This window comes from Burkholderia sp. AU45251 (assembly GCF_030482905.1).
Classification (GTDB): Bacteria; Pseudomonadota; Gammaproteobacteria; order Burkholderiales; family Burkholderiaceae; genus Burkholderia; species Burkholderia aenigmatica.
On the sequence record NZ_JAUJQH010000023.1, the window covers coordinates 95,984 to 111,695 of the forward strand.

16 protein-coding genes are annotated in these 15,712 nt (G+C 67.6%); 10 read left to right on the forward strand and 6 right to left on the reverse strand.

Annotated features, from left to right (window positions below):
• The first annotated feature begins 96 nt into the window (after window positions 1-96).
• The 3 genes from QZM67_RS31475 (at window position 97) to QZM67_RS31485 (ending at window position 2,396) form a co-directional block, all read left to right on the forward strand.
• Entirely contained in the window at window positions 97-342 is a 246-nt protein-coding gene (locus QZM67_RS31475) for a DUF3717 domain-containing protein (RefSeq protein ID WP_043178075.1), read from the forward strand.
• A 181-nt stretch (window positions 343-523) separates the two neighbouring features.
• A complete protein-coding gene (locus QZM67_RS31480) occupies window positions 524-1,441 on the forward strand; it encodes a LysR family transcriptional regulator (RefSeq protein ID WP_039349252.1) in 918 nt (305 codons plus the stop codon).
• A 109-nt stretch (window positions 1,442-1,550) separates the two neighbouring features.
• Window positions 1,551-2,396 carry an alpha/beta fold hydrolase gene (locus QZM67_RS31485; protein ID WP_301809289.1) on the forward strand — a complete coding sequence of 282 codons (846 nt, stop codon included), beginning with the start codon at window positions 1,551-1,553 and terminating at the stop codon, window positions 2,394-2,396.
• Between the two features lie 37 nt (window positions 2,397-2,433).
• Here the strand turns inward: QZM67_RS31485 and QZM67_RS31490 are convergent, their stop codons facing one another.
• The 3 genes from QZM67_RS31490 to QZM67_RS31500 all read right to left on the reverse strand — a co-directional run bounded on the left by QZM67_RS31490 (window position 2,434) and on the right by QZM67_RS31500 (window position 4,154).
• Window positions 2,434-2,787 (reverse strand): hypothetical protein, encoded by a 354-nt coding sequence (locus QZM67_RS31490; RefSeq protein WP_175024803.1) that lies wholly within the window; start codon window positions 2,785-2,787, stop codon window positions 2,434-2,436.
• A 180-nt stretch (window positions 2,788-2,967) separates the two neighbouring features.
• The gene (locus tag QZM67_RS31495) at window positions 2,968-3,378 is read right to left on the reverse strand and encodes a hypothetical protein (RefSeq protein WP_301809293.1); all 411 of its coding nucleotides are present in this window, start codon (window positions 3,376-3,378) and stop codon (window positions 2,968-2,970) included.
• Window positions 3,379-3,533: 155 nt separating this feature from the next.
• Window positions 3,534-4,154: a TetR/AcrR family transcriptional regulator gene (locus QZM67_RS31500; protein WP_205824252.1), complete on the reverse strand. Its 621-nt coding sequence runs from the start codon at window positions 4,152-4,154 to the stop codon at window positions 3,534-3,536.
• A 94-nt stretch (window positions 4,155-4,248) separates the two neighbouring features.
• On the opposite strand from QZM67_RS31500, the gene QZM67_RS31505 reads away from it, so the two are divergent.
• Window positions 4,249-5,490: a glycosyltransferase gene (locus QZM67_RS31505; protein ID WP_301809297.1), complete on the forward strand. Its 1,242-nt coding sequence runs from the start codon at window positions 4,249-4,251 to the stop codon at window positions 5,488-5,490.
• Window positions 5,491-5,505: 15 nt separating this feature from the next.
• Here the strand turns inward: QZM67_RS31505 and hutC are convergent, their stop codons facing one another.
• From hutC to QZM67_RS31520, 3 genes are all read right to left on the reverse strand, one after another.
• Complete coding sequence (gene hutC / locus QZM67_RS31510) at window positions 5,506-6,201, reverse strand: histidine utilization repressor (RefSeq protein WP_043178056.1); 696 nt, start codon at window positions 6,199-6,201, stop codon at window positions 5,506-5,508.
• 182 nt (window positions 6,202-6,383) lie between these two features.
• On the reverse strand, window positions 6,384-7,511 hold the full coding sequence (locus QZM67_RS31515; protein WP_301809300.1) for a porin: 1,128 nt from the start codon (window positions 7,509-7,511) through the stop codon (window positions 6,384-6,386).
• A 178-nt stretch (window positions 7,512-7,689) separates the two neighbouring features.
• Window positions 7,690-8,004, reverse strand: coding sequence for a hypothetical protein (locus QZM67_RS31520; RefSeq protein WP_301809301.1), 315 nt, complete (start codon window positions 8,002-8,004; stop codon window positions 7,690-7,692).
• 336 nt (window positions 8,005-8,340) lie between these two features.
• On the opposite strand from QZM67_RS31520, the gene kdpF reads away from it, so the two are divergent.
• The 6 genes from kdpF (at window position 8,341) to QZM67_RS31550 (ending at window position 15,598) form a co-directional block, all read left to right on the forward strand.
• Window positions 8,341-8,421 (forward strand): K(+)-transporting ATPase subunit F, encoded by an 81-nt coding sequence (gene kdpF / locus QZM67_RS39975; RefSeq protein ID WP_063623159.1) that lies wholly within the window; start codon window positions 8,341-8,343, stop codon window positions 8,419-8,421.
• A gap of 138 nt (window positions 8,422-8,559) precedes the next feature.
• Entirely contained in the window at window positions 8,560-10,263 is a 1,704-nt protein-coding gene (gene kdpA / locus QZM67_RS31530; protein WP_301809302.1) for a potassium-transporting ATPase subunit KdpA, read from the forward strand.
• A 10-nt stretch (window positions 10,264-10,273) separates the two neighbouring features.
• Complete coding sequence (kdpC, locus tag QZM67_RS31535; protein WP_301809304.1) at window positions 10,274-10,975, forward strand: potassium-transporting ATPase subunit KdpC; 702 nt, start codon at window positions 10,274-10,276, stop codon at window positions 10,973-10,975.
• Window positions 10,976-11,055: 80 nt separating this feature from the next.
• Window positions 11,056-13,080, forward strand: a complete 2,025-nt coding sequence (gene kdpB, locus QZM67_RS31540) for a potassium-transporting ATPase subunit KdpB (RefSeq protein ID WP_301809336.1) — start codon at window positions 11,056-11,058, stop codon at window positions 13,078-13,080.
• 80 nt (window positions 13,081-13,160) lie between these two features.
• The gene (locus tag QZM67_RS31545) at window positions 13,161-14,867 is read left to right on the forward strand and encodes a DUF4118 domain-containing protein (protein WP_301809307.1); all 1,707 of its coding nucleotides are present in this window, start codon (window positions 13,161-13,163) and stop codon (window positions 14,865-14,867) included.
• Entirely contained in the window at window positions 14,864-15,598 is a 735-nt protein-coding gene (locus QZM67_RS31550; protein ID WP_043178039.1) for a response regulator, read from the forward strand. The genes QZM67_RS31545 and QZM67_RS31550 overlap by 4 nt, the downstream gene beginning before the upstream one ends.
• The last annotated feature ends 114 nt before the right edge of the window (window positions 15,599-15,712 follow it).

Below are 15,712 nucleotides of genomic sequence, written 5' to 3' on the forward strand. Positions count from 1 at the left end.
GCGCGCGCGCGGTGCGGCGGCCGGCGACATGTCCGGCGTTTTCATCGTTCCATCCGGGCCGCTCCGGCCCGCGGAGCGCGCAACCCAGAGGAATCCATGAGCGCATCACCCGCCGAGCGGAAGGCCGGACCCGTTTCCATCGTGCGACTCGAAGCCGCGATCAACGCGTGGCGCGAAGTGTACCCGCCGGCGCCGGACGGCGAGGACGGCTACGCGCTCGACGCCGGCAGCAATTGCCTCGCGGAGCTGTACGGCACGATGATCTGCTACCAGTTGCCGGACGTGCCGCTCGACTCGCTGAGCGACGCGCAGCGCGACGCGCTCTACGCGACCGAGGTGTGACGGACGGCGCGTGACGCCGCCGTGTCGCGGCGTCGATGAAACAACGGGAAGCTCGCGGGCTTCCCGTTTTGCTTTGGGCGGCGCGGGGCCGTGCGCGTGGCGGTTGGCGCCGCCTGCGGTATCGTGACGACATCATCCGGCCCGGGTTGAACGCCGGATCGCTGTCCGGGAGGCATCGAACATGGAGTTGAGACACCTCCGCTACTTCGTCGCGGTTGCCGAAGAGCGGAATTTCACGCGGGCGGCCGAACGGCTGCACATCGCGCAGCCGCCGCTGAGCCGCCAGATCCAGCAGCTCGAGGAAGCGCTCGGCGTGCCGCTGTTCGAGCGCAACGCGCGGCCGCTGAAGCTGACCGATGCGGGGCGCTTCTTCTATTCGCACGCGGTGCAGCTGCTCGCGCAGACGACCGAGCTCGAATCGATGACGAAGCGGGTCGGCAAGATCGAGCGCAGCATGTCGGTCGGCTTCGTCGGCTCGACGCTGTACGGGATGCTGCCGAAGATCATCCGGCGCTTTCGCAGCGAGTATCCGGCCGTCGAGCTGAGCCTGCACGAGATGTCGACGATGGACCAGATCAAGGCGCTGAAGGAAGGGCGCATCGACGTCGGGTTCGGACGCATCCGCCATGAGGATCCGAGCGTGCGGCGCGTCGTGCTGCGCGAGGAGCGGATGATCGTCGCGCTGCCGGTCGGCCATCCGCTCGACAGCGCGAAGCCCGTGCTGTCGCTGCACGATCTCGTGAACGACACGCTGATCATCTTTCCGAAGGCGCCGCGCCCGAGCTATGCGGACCAGGTGCTCGCGGCGTTTCACGATCGCGCGTTGCAGCCGCGCAAGATCTACGAGACGCGCGAGCTGCAGATCGCGCTCGGCCTCGTCGCGATGGGCGAGGGCGTGTCGGTCGTGCCGCACAGCGTGTACGGGCTGAAGCGCGACGACATCAGCTACAAGCCGCTCGACGATCCGAATCTCGTGTCGCCGATCATCATGAGCATGCGGATGCTCGACGAATCGGAGGATATCCGCGCGATGCAGGCGCTGATCTACCGGCTGTACGACGAGGCGCAGATGGAGTATCTGCCGCCGCAGCCCGAATGAACGCGCGAGCGGTGGGGGCTTGCTTGACGCTGTGTGCGGGCACGGGCCAACATCGCAGGATCCCGTGTGGCCGCCGAGGGGCGGCCGCTTTCATACAGACGACAGACACATGACCGACATCGTGACCGAGGAGACAACCGTCGAGACGCCGCAAGGGCGCCTCTTTGCGAAACGCTGGGGCGGTGGCCCGGCGCAACCGGCAGCGGGTGCGTTGAATGTAGGCGCAGCCGAGCCGGCCGCGCCTACGCCGGTCGCACCGATCGTGCTGCTGCACGATTCGCTCGGCTGCGTCGACCTGTGGCGCGACTTCCCCGCGCAGCTCGCGAGCGCCACGCAGCGCGACGTGATCGCATACGATCGCCTCGGCTTCGGCCGTTCCGATCGTCATCCGGGGAAACTCGGCACGACGTTCGTGCGCGACGAGGCCGAGCGTGCATTCGCGACGCTGCTCGAACAACTGGGCGTCGACGCGTTCGTCGCGCTCGGGCACAGCGTCGGCGGCGGGATGGCGGTCGGGTGTGCGGCCGCGCATCCGGAGCGTTGCCGCGCGCTCGTGACGATCGCCGCGCAGGCGTACGTCGAGGATCGCACGCTGGCCGGCATTCGCGACGCGGGGCAGCAATTCGACGAACCGGGCCAGCTCGACCGGCTCGCGCGCTATCACGGCGACAAGGCCGAATGGGTGCTGCGCGCGTGGGTCGATACGTGGCTGTCGCCGGCCTTTCGCGACTGGAATCTCGACGACGACTTGCCGCGCGTGCAATGCGCGACGCTCGCGATTCACGGCGAAGACGACGAATACGGGTCCGACGTGCATCCGAAGCGGATCGCCGCGCGCGTCGCGGGGCCGTCGTCGTATCTGTTGCTCGGCCGATGCGGGCACATGCCGCACCGCGAGCGAACCGACGACGTGCTGGCCGCCGTCGCGACGTTTCTGCGCGACGTGCCCGCCTGAGCGCCGCTGCCAGCGGCGGGCTTGCGCCCGCCGGCCGTCAGAACGCGAGCTGGATCGCGAGGTCGAGCGCGAGCAGTGCGATCGAGCAGCCGATACCGAGGACCACGTTCGGCAGCCGGTGCTCGAAGTCGCGATTGTCGCGGCGCATCGCGGCGCCGAGCAGGAAGATCGCTTCGACGAATATCTGCAGCCCGACGAACAGCAGCATCAGCAGATACTCGTAGCCCATCTGCTTGAACCCGGCGAAGTGCATTCCGTGATCGCGGATCCATTGGCCGACGCGCAGCAGTTCGTAAACGAACAGCAAGGCGGGAAACAGGTAGCTGATGAAATAGGTCGGCGCGGTGGCGTGCCGTAGTTCGAGGTGGAAATGCTGATGCGTGGTTGCCATCACGAATCCCTCCTTGCAACGCATGATTGCGGTCGCGACGGCGGCGCGACAACGTGCAAATAAAGGGATTACCCGAGGCGTCGTGCGCAGCCGTACGACATCAGCATACTGCTGCACGGGAAATTTGGCATGCGGTGCGTGCGGTCGTCGTAAAAATGCATCTGCGCCCGCGCGCCGCGTTTATCGCGCCGTATTCGGTGCATTCGCCGGATGCGCGGCGCCAGCCGGTTGCGTGGTGCTCGATGCATGCGGCCGCCACCACTCGGGATGCTGCTCCAGATCGCCGGCCAACGCGCGCAGCGCGCTCGAGGTGCGCGCGAATTGCGTCAGCGTGCGGCGGACGTTCGATGTATTGGCACCTTGTTGCGCGAGCATTGCCTGCGCGGCCGTGAACGACTGCCGCGCGGTGCCCAGCGCCGCGCGCGCATGCGGGGCGAGTTCGGTATCGAGTTGCTTGAACAGCGCATCGGTATTCACGAGCGCGGCGTTCAGATCCGTACCCATGCGATCGAGCGGCAACCGGGAAAGCGTGCCGGCGATATCGGTCATCTGTACGCGCAGGACGTCGAGCGTGCCGGGCACGGCCGGCAACACAATCGGCTCGCGATGCGTGTCGACCGAGGTGGGTGGGGCATTCGTCGCATGCGGGGTGGCGGTCGCCCGTTTCGGGCGCTCGCTGCTCGCGGTCGTGCTCGGGCGCTTGTGATCCGGTGAGTGCCTGACTGGCCACGGGCCACCGGCGCCGCTCAGCCTTTCGCTTCCGCGCCTTCGACGAACAGTTTCGCGACCGCCTGGAACTCCCGTTTCAGCGATAGCCCCGGCACGGTCAGCCAGCGCAGCATCGCCGCGAGATACAGGTGATGGAACCACGTCGCGAGCTGGTCGGCCCGCAGTGTGCCGTTCAGTTCGCCGGATTGCTGCCCGGCTGCGATCAGTTGCTGCCACACGAGCGCGATATCGCTGCCGTTCTCTCCACCGCTTGCCGGTTCAACCGCGCCGATGCTCAGGAAGCGATGGCGCAAATACGCGAGCAGGTACGCGGGATGCTGCTCGCACCACGCGGCCGACGCATCGAGCACGCAGCCGATGCGCGACGCGAAGGTCTTGCGCCGCGCGACGTCGCGTTGCAGATGTGCGAGATCGCGCGCGAGTTCGCCTTCCAGCCAGTGCGCGAGCACGGCTTCCTTCGTTGCAAAGTGGTTGTACAGCGTGCGTTTCGCGACATCGGCCTGCGCGGCGATCTGTTCCATCGTGACGGCGTCGTAGCCGTGCGCGTCGAACAGGCGTGCGCCGGTGGCGGCGAGATGCGCGAGCATCTGGATGCGCTTGCGCGCGCGACGGCCCGGATCGTCGGTCGAAATCGGCATGGCGAGGGATTGACTGAAAGTGCACGAATTGCATTAGTATACGACGTGCATATTTTTGAATCCACCCGTTCCCGCCGTGCACGAGGAGTCACGCATGAAGCTCGTCATCGCCACCTACGGCACCGAAGGCGACACGCGCCCGCTCGCGGCGCTCGGCCGTGCGCTGATCGATGCCGGCCATGAGGTCCGGTTGCTGGCCGACGCGGCGACGCTTGGGGCGGCCGCTGCGCTCGGCGTGCCGTCGGCGCCGTTGTCCGGCGATATCCGCCGTGCGATTGCGCCGGATGGCGCGTTGGCGGATGCGGTGCGCGGGCGCGGGGGTTTCAACGACACATCGAAGGCGCTCGCGGCGATCGCCAATGCGAACACGGTCGCGTGGATGCGGGAAATCGCGGAGGCGTCGGAAGGCTGCGACGCGATCCTCGTGTCGGGGCTCGCATCGTTCGTCGGCTTGTCGGTCGCCGAGTTTCGCGGCGTGCCGGCGATCGGCACCGGCATGATCCCGATCACACCCACTACGGCATTCGCGTCACCGTTCCTGCCGCCGCAGAAGCTGCCGCGCTGGCTGAATCGCGCGAGCCACCGGTTCGTGAACGCGCTGTTGTGGCAGGCGTTCAGGAAGGCGACGAATGCGGCACGTGCGAGCGTGTGCGGATTGCCGCCGCGCAGGCGGGTATGGACCGATCATCCAATGCTGTACGGCGTGTCGCCGGCACTGCTGTCCGACCCTGGCGACTGGCCGTCGAACGTGCAGGCATGCGGCCAGTGGCGAATCGATGCGCACGCCTGGGCGCCACCGTCCGAACGCTCGGCTTTTCTCGAAGCCGGCGATCCGCCCGTGTACATCGGCTTCGGCAGCATGGCCGGCTTCGATCGCGTCGCGATGGTCGATGCGCTCGTGCGCGCGCTCGCCGGCCGGCGAGCGTTGTTCTATCCAGGCTGGAGCGGTATCGACGCGTCGATGCTGCCCGCGCACGTTCACGTGATCGGCGATACGCCGCATGACTGGCTGTTCCCGCGCGTGTCGATGGCGATCCATCACGGCGGGTCGGGCACCACGCATTCGGCCGTGCGGGCCGGCATTCCGTCGGTCGTCGTGCCGTTCGCGGGCGATCAATTCTTCTGGGCGAACCGGCTGCAAAAACTCGGCGTGGCCGATGCGCCGGTCGCGGGGCGGCGCATGGACGCTACCGCGCTGGCGCAGGCCATCGCGTTTGCCGAACGGGACGAAACGAAAGCGCGCGCGTTCGAACTCGGCGCGCGCATCGCGCAAGAGGAAGGTTTGAAGCGGGCCGTCAGTGCGATCGAGCGATGGGGGCGGCCGGGCGCGCGGTAAGCCCGCGCATCACCGTCAGAAATGCCCGGTGAACCGGTAACGGCTGCCCGGGTGCCACAGGTTGGCGACCGACGCGACCAGCCCCTGCGACCACGTGCGCCGATGCAGCAGCAGGCACGGCTCGCGGTCGTCCATCGTCAGGTGGCGGCGCGTTTCGGTGTCGGGCATCGCGGCCTCGATCCGGTATTCGACCCGCTGCAGCGGCGCGACGCGCGTCAGGTACTGGTTCGGCGTCGTCGTCGTGAAGTCCTGCAACGCGTATTCCGGCGCGCAGGCCGGATTGACCCAGCGTTCCTCGAGCTGCACGGGCGTGTCGTTCTCGAAGTGCAGCACGCGCGAATGGAAGATCGGGCTGCCGGTGTCGATCTGCAGTTCATCGGCGAGCTTCGTATCGGCGACGGCCGCGCCCACTTGCAGCACCTGCGCGCGATAGCCGTGGCCGCGCGCGGCGACTTCGTCCGAGATGCTGCGGATCGCGACGAGCGTCGATTCGTACTTCGGCGACGCGACATACGTGCCGGAGCCGCGCGTGCGCGTGAGCACCTGCTCGGCGGTCAGCTCGCGGAGCGCGCGGTTGACGGTCATCCGCGCGACGTTGAATTCGCGTGCGAGCTCGTTCTCCGACGGCACCTGGTCGCCTTCTGCCCATTCGCCGGCATGAATGCGCGCGAGGATGAAGTCCTTGATTTCCTGATAGATCGGTGTGGTCATGGGATCACGATTCCAGAGTCGGCAGCGGCCCGCCGCCGAATGCCGATCCGGCGCGCGCCCGGCGCCGAGTGTACCGGTTTCGCGGACGCGCGGGCCCGGATTTCCCGAATGATCCCTGTTCGGCCGGCGCGCGTCCATGCGGGATTGCACAGAGCGGCCGGCCTTTCGCAGCCGGCGCGCGGTCAGAACCGATGCCGGATGCCGACCGTCCCGACCACCTGCGTGTTGTTCGACGAAGCCGCGAGCCCCGTGACGTTCGCGAAGCCGAGCGTCGCGCCCGACGGCACGCCGAGCTGGTGCTGGTAGACGGTTTCCGCGTACACGTCGGTGCGCTTGCTCAACGCGTAGTCGGCCATCAGCGTCACCTGATGCCATTTCGGCCGATGGCTGCCGGTTGCGTCGTCGTAGCGGCCATTGGTGAACGTATAGGCGCCCGCGAACGAGACGGCCGGCGTCAGCGCGTAGCGCGCGTTGACCTCGAAGTTGTCGAAGCGCAGCGCGTTCAGCGCGCCGGCCAGCGACGACGCGGCCGTTTCATCGAACATCGAATGCGTCCACAGCGCGCCGACCGTCAGCCGGTCGAACGCGTAGCTGCCGCCCGCGCCCATCACGCGCTGGCGCACGGCCGGGAAGTTCGGCCCGTCGTTGGTCGACAGCGCACCGCCGGCCGTCAGCCCGCCGCGGTTCAACTGCAGGTACGCGGCGCCGAGACTGACCGGCCCGTTCGCGTACGACACGCCCGCGCTGTACGCGCGGTTGTTCGCGAAGCCGCCGGCCGCGTTGCTGAACCCGTACAGGCCGCCGAACTGCCAGCCGGCGAGCGTCGGGCTCGTGTATTTCACCGCGTTGTCGATGTAGAACGAATCGTCGATGTTGTCGTTGTCGAACGGGTGCGACGCGAGGTTGTTGCCGTCGCCGTTGTTCGCCATCGCGAGCGGGCCGAGATAGTCGACCACGGCGTCGTATTGGCGGCCGAGCGTCAGCGCGCCGTACTGGTCGCTCTGCAGGCCGACGTATGCGCGGCGGCCGAACATCGTGTTCTTGTAGGACTGCGTGCCGTTGTTCAGGTTGAAGCCGTTCTCGAGGCGGAACAGCGCATGCAGGCCGCCGCCGAGATCCTCGTTGCCGCTCAGCCCGAAGACCGTATTCGACAGCAGCCCGCTGCCTTGCTGCCACGTGCTTTTACCCGACTGGTTGTTCGTATAGACGATACCCGCATCGAGCATCCCATAGAGCGTGACGCTGCTTTGCGCATGCGCGGCAGCGCTGAGGAATGCGAGGGAGAGGGTACCGGCGACTGCTTTTTTCATTGTGAGTGCTTCCTGGAAAGGCCCGTAGCGACGGGAACGACGATCCGGCGCGCGTGCCGGCGGCGGACGGGCGCGGCTCGTGACGAACCGCGCGCGCTCGCACCGGAAACGCGCGTTCGAATCGATGAAAGGGGAGCGGGCGCGTGACGCGTGTCACGCGCGGCGCAATGGAGACCGGCTAGTGCTGCAGCAGGCGGATCGTGCCGAATTCGGCGGCCGGCAGCACGCGAAGGATCGACAGGATGGCCGGCGACGCCTGCGATCGCGCGACTTCGAACTCGATGCAGGCGCGCCCGGTGCGTTTGTCGATCGCGGCCGTGTAGAAATTGAGCGCGGCGCCGACGGCCTGGTGCAGCAGGCGCCGCACGACGGCGAGGTTGTCCGATTCGACGCGGATCGACAGCAGCACGCGTTCGTCGGCAGGATACCGGCGCCGCGAACGAACGGGCGGCAGCGCGCGTGAACTGGCGGATTCGATTCTGGTCGGTTTCATGCTGGCACCCCCGGGTCGCATCGTGCTCCGCACCGCGGAGATTTCGTCTTGGACATGCCGCCCATTCTAGGAATCGCGGTGACGATACGGTGTATAGACTCGAACCGGCCCTGAAAAGAACGCATAAAAACGCCATTGCCACCAGCTTTCGTCTTTACAGCTTTTTTATTCCTTGTAAAGAAATTGAACACCGCTTTGATACGCGGATTTCTACACTGTCGCATCCCATTCGCCAGATGAGCATGGGGGCGTCACACGGGCCTGCGCCGACACGGCGAGGCCCGATACGCCGACGATCGCGCGGCGAGGCCGCGCATATGAAAAAAGGGGAAAGCCATGTTGTGGATCACCGGCGCGTTGTCGCTCGCGCTCTTTATCTATCTGTTTCATGCGTTGATCAAGCCCGAGCGGTATTGATCGGCGCGATTCAACAGGAATTCGAAAATATCGGTGAATGTCATGAGCGATCTGCTTTTCATTTTGTTCACGCTCGCGTTCTTTGCCTTGACGGCCGGTTTCATCACCGGCCTTGACCGGATCTGAGCGAGCGTCGACATGTTCAACAATCTCATTCAATTCGCGATCGTTCTCGCGATCATGCTGGCGCTGGTGCCCGTCGTCGGGAAGTGGCTCGCGCACGCCTTTACGAGCCCGCGCCACGCGTGGGTCGAACGCCGTACCTATGCGCTGCTCGGCGTGAATCCCGACGAAGCGATGTCGTGGCAGCGCTACGGGATGGTGCTGCTGCTCAGCAATGCCGGGATGATGCTGGTCGGCTACCTGCTGCTGCGCATCCAGGACGCGCTGCCGTTCGACGCACTGCGGCGCGCCGCGCAAAGCCCCGACCTCGCGTTCAACACGGCCGCGTCGTTCATCACGAACACGAACTGGCAGGCGTATGCTGGCGAGAGCAGCCTGTCGAACTTCTCGCAGATGGCCGTCATCACGTTCCTGATGGTGGTCAGCGCGGCGACCGGGGTCGCTGCCGCGGGCGGCTTCATCCGCGGGCTGAGCCGCAAGAGCGCGGCGGACATCGGCAACTACTGGGTCGACTTCACGCGCGTGACCTATCGCGTGCTGCTGCCGCTCAGCTTCGTGATGGCGCTCGTATACGTGTGGCAGGGCATGCCGCAGACGCTCGCGTCCGATGCGTGGGCGACCACGCTCGAAGGCGCGCGCCAGCAGATCGTGATGGGGCCGGTTGCAAGCCTCGAATCGATCAAGCATATCGGCACGAACGGCGGCGGCTTCTTCAGCATGAACGCCGCGCACCCGTTCGAGAACCCGACGCCGCTCACCAACACGCTTCACATGCTGTCGATGCTGCTGATTCCGTCCGCGTTGACCTATGCGCTTGGCACGATGATCGGCCGGCGCCGCCAGGGCTGGGTGATTCTCGGCGCGTTCGTCGTGATGTTCGTCGGCTTCCTGGCCGTGATCTATTCGGCCGAGCAGCACGGCAATCCGCTCGTGACCGGGCTCGGCGTCGACCAGCAGATGAGCGCCACGCAGCCGGGCGGCAACATGGAAGGCAAGGAGATGCGCTTCGGCATCGCGCAGACGAGCCTGTTCGCCACCGTCACGACGGCCGCGACCACCGGGTCGGTCGATGCGATGCATGACTCGCTGACGCCGCTCGGCGGGCTCGTGCCGATCGCGCAGATGATGCTGAACAACGTGTTCGGCGGCGACGGCGTCGGACTGATCAACCTCTTCACGTTCGCGATCCTCACGGTGTTCCTGGTCGGGATGATGATCGGGCGCACGCCGGAGTTTCTCGGCAAGAAGATCGAGGCGCGCGAGATGAAGCTCGTGATGCTCGCGGTGCTCGCGCATCCGTTCAGCATCCTCGGCTTCACCGCGGTGGCGTCGATGCTGCACTCGACGATGGACAGCCTCGCGAACCTCGGCCCGCATGGCTTCAGCGAAGTGCTGTACGCATACACGTCGGGCACGGCCAACAACGGTTCGGCATTCGCGGGCCTGAACGCGAACACGCCGTTCTTCAACACGACGATCGGCTTCGCGATGCTGATCGGCCGTTACCTGACGCTGCTGCCGATGCTCGCGGTCGCGGGCAGCCTCGCCGCGAAGAAGAGCGTGCCGGAAAGCGCGGGCACGCTGTCGACGTCGACGGGCCTGTTCGCCGGCCTGCTGATCTTCGTGATCCTGGTCGTCGGTGGCCTCACGTTCCTGCCGGCGCTCGCGCTCGGCCCGGTCGTCGAGCACCTGATGATGTCGGGCGGCCAACTGTTCTGAGGAAAACATCATGATGCAAGGCAATCGCCAGGCAGCGGCCGCCGCCGCGCCGGCACCCGGTTCTTCGTTCGGCGCGGCGACGCGCGGTCTCGTGCGGCCCGTGATCGCGTCGTCGGTGCTGTTCATGCTCGTGACGGGGATCGCGTATCCGCTGCTCACCACGGGCGTCGCGAACGTGCTGTTCCCGTCGCAGGCGCGCGGCAGTCTCGTGCAGCAGAACGGCACGACGGTCGGCTCGGCGGTGATCGGGCAGTACTTCACGCACGCCGGCTACTTCCACGGGCGGCCGAGCGCGACGACCGGCGCCGATCCGGCCGATCCGTCGAAGACGGTGGACCAGCCGTACAACGCGGCCGGCAGCGGCGCCAGCAATCAGGGCGCCACCAGCAAGAAGCTGCTCGCGGATATCGCGCAGCGGGTGCGCGCGTACCGTCAGGAGAACGCGCTCGCCGCCGGCACGCCGGTGCCGGCGGATGCCGTGACCGCGTCGGCATCGGGGCTCGATCCCGAGATCTCGGTCGCGAATGCGCGGCTGCAGGCGGCGCGGGTGGCGCAGGCGCGCGGCGTCGACGCCGCGCAGGTCACGGCGCTGGTCGACCGCGTCGCCACACCGCGCCAGCTCGGCGTGCTCGGCGAACCGCGCGTGCGCGTGCTCGACCTGAACCTTGCGCTGGACCGCGCATTCGGCCAGGCGGCCGGCGCGAAGCAATAGCAGGAACCACGGAGTCACTCATGTCCCATATCGAAACCCCGATCACCCCCGCGGCCATGCCGGTCGGCGGCGTGCCGCCGATGCGCTGGACGGCCGTGCTGCGCGAGGCGTTCCGCAAGCTTGCGCCGCGCGTGCAGTTGAAGAACCCCGTGATGTTCGTCGTGTATCTCGGCAGCATCGTCACGACCGTGCTGTGGCTGCAGGCGCTGACCGGCACGGGCGATGCGCCGGCCGGCTTCATCTTCGCGGTCGCGTGCTGGCTGTGGTTCACCGTGCTGTTCGCGAACGCGGCCGAGGCGCTGGCCGAAGGGCGCGGCAAGGCGCAGGCCGACGCGCTGCGTGCGGCGCGCAAGCGCGTGTACGCGAAGGTGCTCGACGAGCCGAAGCAATTCGGCAGCACCAGCCATCGCGTGCCGAGCGACGAGCTCGCCGCCGGCAGTGTCGTGCTCGTCGAAGCCGGCGACACGATCCCCGCCGACGGCGAAGTGATCGACGGCGTCGCGTCGGTCGACGAATCGGCGATCACCGGCGAATCCGCGCCGGTGATCCGCGAGTCGGGCGGCGATTTCTCGTCGGTGACGGGCGGCACGCGTGTGCTGTCCGACTGGATCATCGTGAAGATCACCGCGCAACCGGGCGAGGCCTTTCTTGACCGGATGATCGCGATGGTCGAAGGCGCGAAGCGCGGCAAGACGCCGAACGAGGTCGCACTGACGATTCTGCTCGTCGCGCTGACGATCATCTTCCTGCTCGTGTGCGTGACGCTGCTGCCGTTCTCGCAGTTCAGCGTGCTGCTGAACGCGTCGGGCACGGCGGTGAGCCTGACCGTACTGATCGCGCTGCTCGTCTGCCTGATTCCGACGACGATCGGTGCGCTGCTGTCGGCGATCGGCATTGCGGGGATGAGCCGCATGATGCGCGCGAACGTGCTCGCGACGTCGGGCCGCGCGATCGAGGCGGCCGGCGACGTCGACGTGCTGCTGCTCGACAAGACCGGCACGATCACGCTCGGCAACCGCGAGGCCGTGCAGTTCCGGCCCGCGCCGGGCGTGGACGAGCGTGCGCTGGCCGAGGCCGCGCAACTGTCGTCGCTGGCCGACGAGACGCCCGAGGGGCGCTCGATCGTCGCGCTCGCGAAGCAGCGCTTCTCGCTGGACGTGTCGGCGGCCGCCGGCAGCATCACGGTGCCGTTCAGCGCGCGCACGCGGATGAGCGGCCTCGATATCGGCGAGCGCCAGGTGCGCAAGGGTGCGGCGTCCGCGATTCGTGCACACGTCGATGCGCTCGGCGGGGCATTCCCGCACGCCGTTGAGACGGCGGTCAACGATATTGCGCGGCGCGGCGGCACACCGCTCGTCGTCGCCGACGGTTCGCGCGTGCTCGGCGCGATCGAGCTGAAGGACATCGTCAAGCACGGGATCGCAGCGCGCTTCGCGGAGTTGCGCAAGGTCGGCGTGAAGACCGTGATGATTACCGGAGACAACCGGCTCACCGCGGCCGCGATCGCGGCGGAAGCCGGCGTCGACGACTACCTCGCGGAAGCGACGCCCGAAGACAAGCTGCGGCTGATCCGCGAGCACCAGGCGAAGGGCCATCTCGTCGCGATGACGGGCGACGGCACCAACGACGCGCCGGCACTCGCGCAGGCCGACGTGGCCGTCGCGATGCACAGCGGCACGCAGGCGGCGAAGGAGGCGGCCAACATGGTCGACCTCGACAGCAACCCGACCAAGCTGATGCAGGTGGTCGAGGTCGGCAAGCAGATGATCATGACGCGCGGTGCGCTGACTACGTTCAGCGTCGCCAACGATCTCGCGAAGTATTTCGCGATCATCCCGGCCGCGTTCGTCGCGACCTATCCGGCGCTCGGCGCGCTGAACGTGATGGGGCTGCACAGCCCGACGTCGGCGATCCTGTCGGCGGTGATCTTCAACGCGCTGATCATCGTCGCGCTGATCCCGCTCGCGCTGAAGGGCGTGAAGTATCGCGCGGAGCCGGCCGAGAAGCTGCTGGGGCGCAACTTGCTGATCTACGGCGTGGGCGGGATCATCGCGCCGTTCATCGGTATCAAGCTGATCGACATGCTGTTGACGCCGTTTATCTGACCGAACGCGCCGTCGCGGCCCCGCTCACGCCTTCGCGGCGTGCGCGGGGCCGTTCGGCGTTTCAATTGCCGGAAGCGATCATGGATGTGAATGTGAACGTGAGCGAAGCGAATCGACGGGCAACGGGGCCGCGGGACACCGCCGCCCGGCGCAGCGGGGACGGCGTGCGCCGCGACCGCTGGCGCGGCGTGCTGCGCGCGTGCGCGGCGCTGGCCGACCGCATCGCGGGCGCGGGGCCCGATCCGCGGCCGACGCTGGCCGTGCGCGAAGCGCGTCCGCGCACGCACGTGTGGGTATCGCAGTACGCGGTGCCGCTGCTGCTCGCCACGCTCGTGTGCGCGCTGGCGACACTCGCGGCGAGCGCGCTGCTGCGCGTGTTCGACTTGTCGAACGTCGTGATGCTGTTCCTGATGACCGTCGTGCTGATCGCGCTGCGGCTCGGCCGGCTGGCCGGCGCATGGGCCGCGTTCGTGTGCGTCGGCTGCTTCGACTTCTTCTTCGTCGAGCCGAGGCTGTCGTTCGCGGTGTCCGATACGCAGTACGTGTTCACGTTCGCGCTGATGCTGGCCGTCGCGCTCGCGATCGGCCAGCTCGCGGCGCGCCTGCGCGCGGAGGCGCGGGCCGCACGGGCGAACGAGAAACGCTCGGCCGCACTCGCGCGGGTCGCGCATGACCTGTCGGCAGCGATCGAGACCGAGCAGATCGCATCGATCTGCACCGGCACGATCGCGCCGCTGCTCGGTGTGCGCGTCGCGCTCGTGCTGCCGGATGCGGATGACCATCTGATGCCGGCGCAGCACGCGCGGTTCGTCGAAGCACCGATCGCGCGCTGGGTCCACGAGAATGCGCGCGGCGCCGGGTGCGGGCTGCCGCCGTTCGAGCACGCGGCCGCGCAATACCTGCCGCTGAAAGCGCCGATGCGCGTGCGCGGCGTGCTCGTGCTGTTCGGCGACGCGCAGCCGGTCCCCACCGACCCCGACGATCGCCGCCTGATCGACGCGCTGTGCTCGTCGGTCGCGATGGCGCTCGAACGCGTGCACTACGTCGGCGTCGCGCAGCACACGCTGGTCCGGATCGAAGGCGAGCGGCTGCGCAATGCTTTGCTCGCCGCGGTGTCGCACGACCTGAAGACGCCGCTCACCGCGATCCGCGGGCTCGCCGAGACGCTGGAGAGGCCCGAGCGGCTGGCCGACGGACAGCCGGCCGCGCTCGCGCACGGCATCCGCAACCAGGCCGAGGCGCTGCACGGGCTCGTCGTGAACCTGCTCGATCTCGCGCGGATGCAGAGCGAGGGCGTGCGGCTGAATCGCGAGTGGCACATGCTCGACGAGATCGTCGGCAGCGCGCTCGCGCATTCGGCCGGCGTGCTGGCCGGCCGCGACGTGAGCGCCGACCTGCCGGCCGACCTGCCGCTGATCGACGTCGACGCGCTGCTGATCGAGCGCGTGCTGATGAACCTGCTCGACAACGCGTCGAAGTACGCGGGCACTGACGCGGCCGTGGCCGTGCGGGCACGCGTGTTCGGCGAAACGCTGTACGTGTTCGTCGAGGACGACGGGCCCGGCTTCGTCGCGCGCAACACCGAACCGCTGTTCGAGCCGTTCGAGCGCGAACGCAAGGAATCGTCGATCAGCGGCGTCGGGCTCGGGCTCGCGCTGTGCCGCAGCATCGTCAACGCGCACGGCGGCTCGATCCGCGCGGTGCCGCTCGATCCGCACGGCGCGCGGTTCGAGATTCGCCTGCCCCTGGGCGCGCCGCCCGATATCGAACACGAGAGCCGGACATGATCAGATCGCGCGTACTTATCGTCGAGGACGAATCGGACATTCGCCGTTTCGTGCGGATGGCGCTGGAACAGGAAGGGCTCGACACCTGCGAGGCGTCGACGGCCCGCGAGGCGCGGATGTATGCGTCGAGCAGCAAGCCCGATCTCGTGATCGTCGATCTCGGGCTGCCGGACGATGACGGCAAGACGTTCATCCGCGAATTGCGCGAATGGTCGACGGTGCCGGTGATCGTGCTGTCGGCGCGACAGCAGGAAGTGGAGAAGGTCGCGGCGCTCGACGCGGGCGCGGACGATTACCTGCCGAAGCCGTTCGGCGTGCCCGAACTGCTCGCGCGGGCGCGCGCGCAGTTGCGGCGCGCGGCGTTCGTGTCGGCCGACGGGCAATCGTCGTCGATCGTGCGGTTCGGCGACGTGACGGTCGATCTCGGCAAGCACGAAGTCGCGCGCGGCGGCGAGCCGGTTCATCTGACGCGCCTCGAATTCCGGCTGCTCGCTGCATTGATTCGCGCGCGCGGCGGCGTGATCGCCGCGCGGCAATTGCTGGCGGAGGTTTGGGGCATCCACGACGCGGAGCGCGCGCACTACGTGCGTGTGTACATGACGAACCTGCGGCAGAAGCTCGAACCGGTGCCGGCGCGCCCGCGGCACCTGCTGACGGAGCTGCAATTTGGCTACCGGCTGGTCGGTCTGGAAACGGTCGGGATGGCGGACGGGCCGCGCGCCGCGGTGTAGCCAGGTCTAGACAAGTGAAAGCCGGCACATGGCGGCGCATGTACGCCTGAAGAAAGCTGTTGTTTAGCTTGACGTAATTCGTAATTAATTGAAATTTAAGGAAAAATCACATTG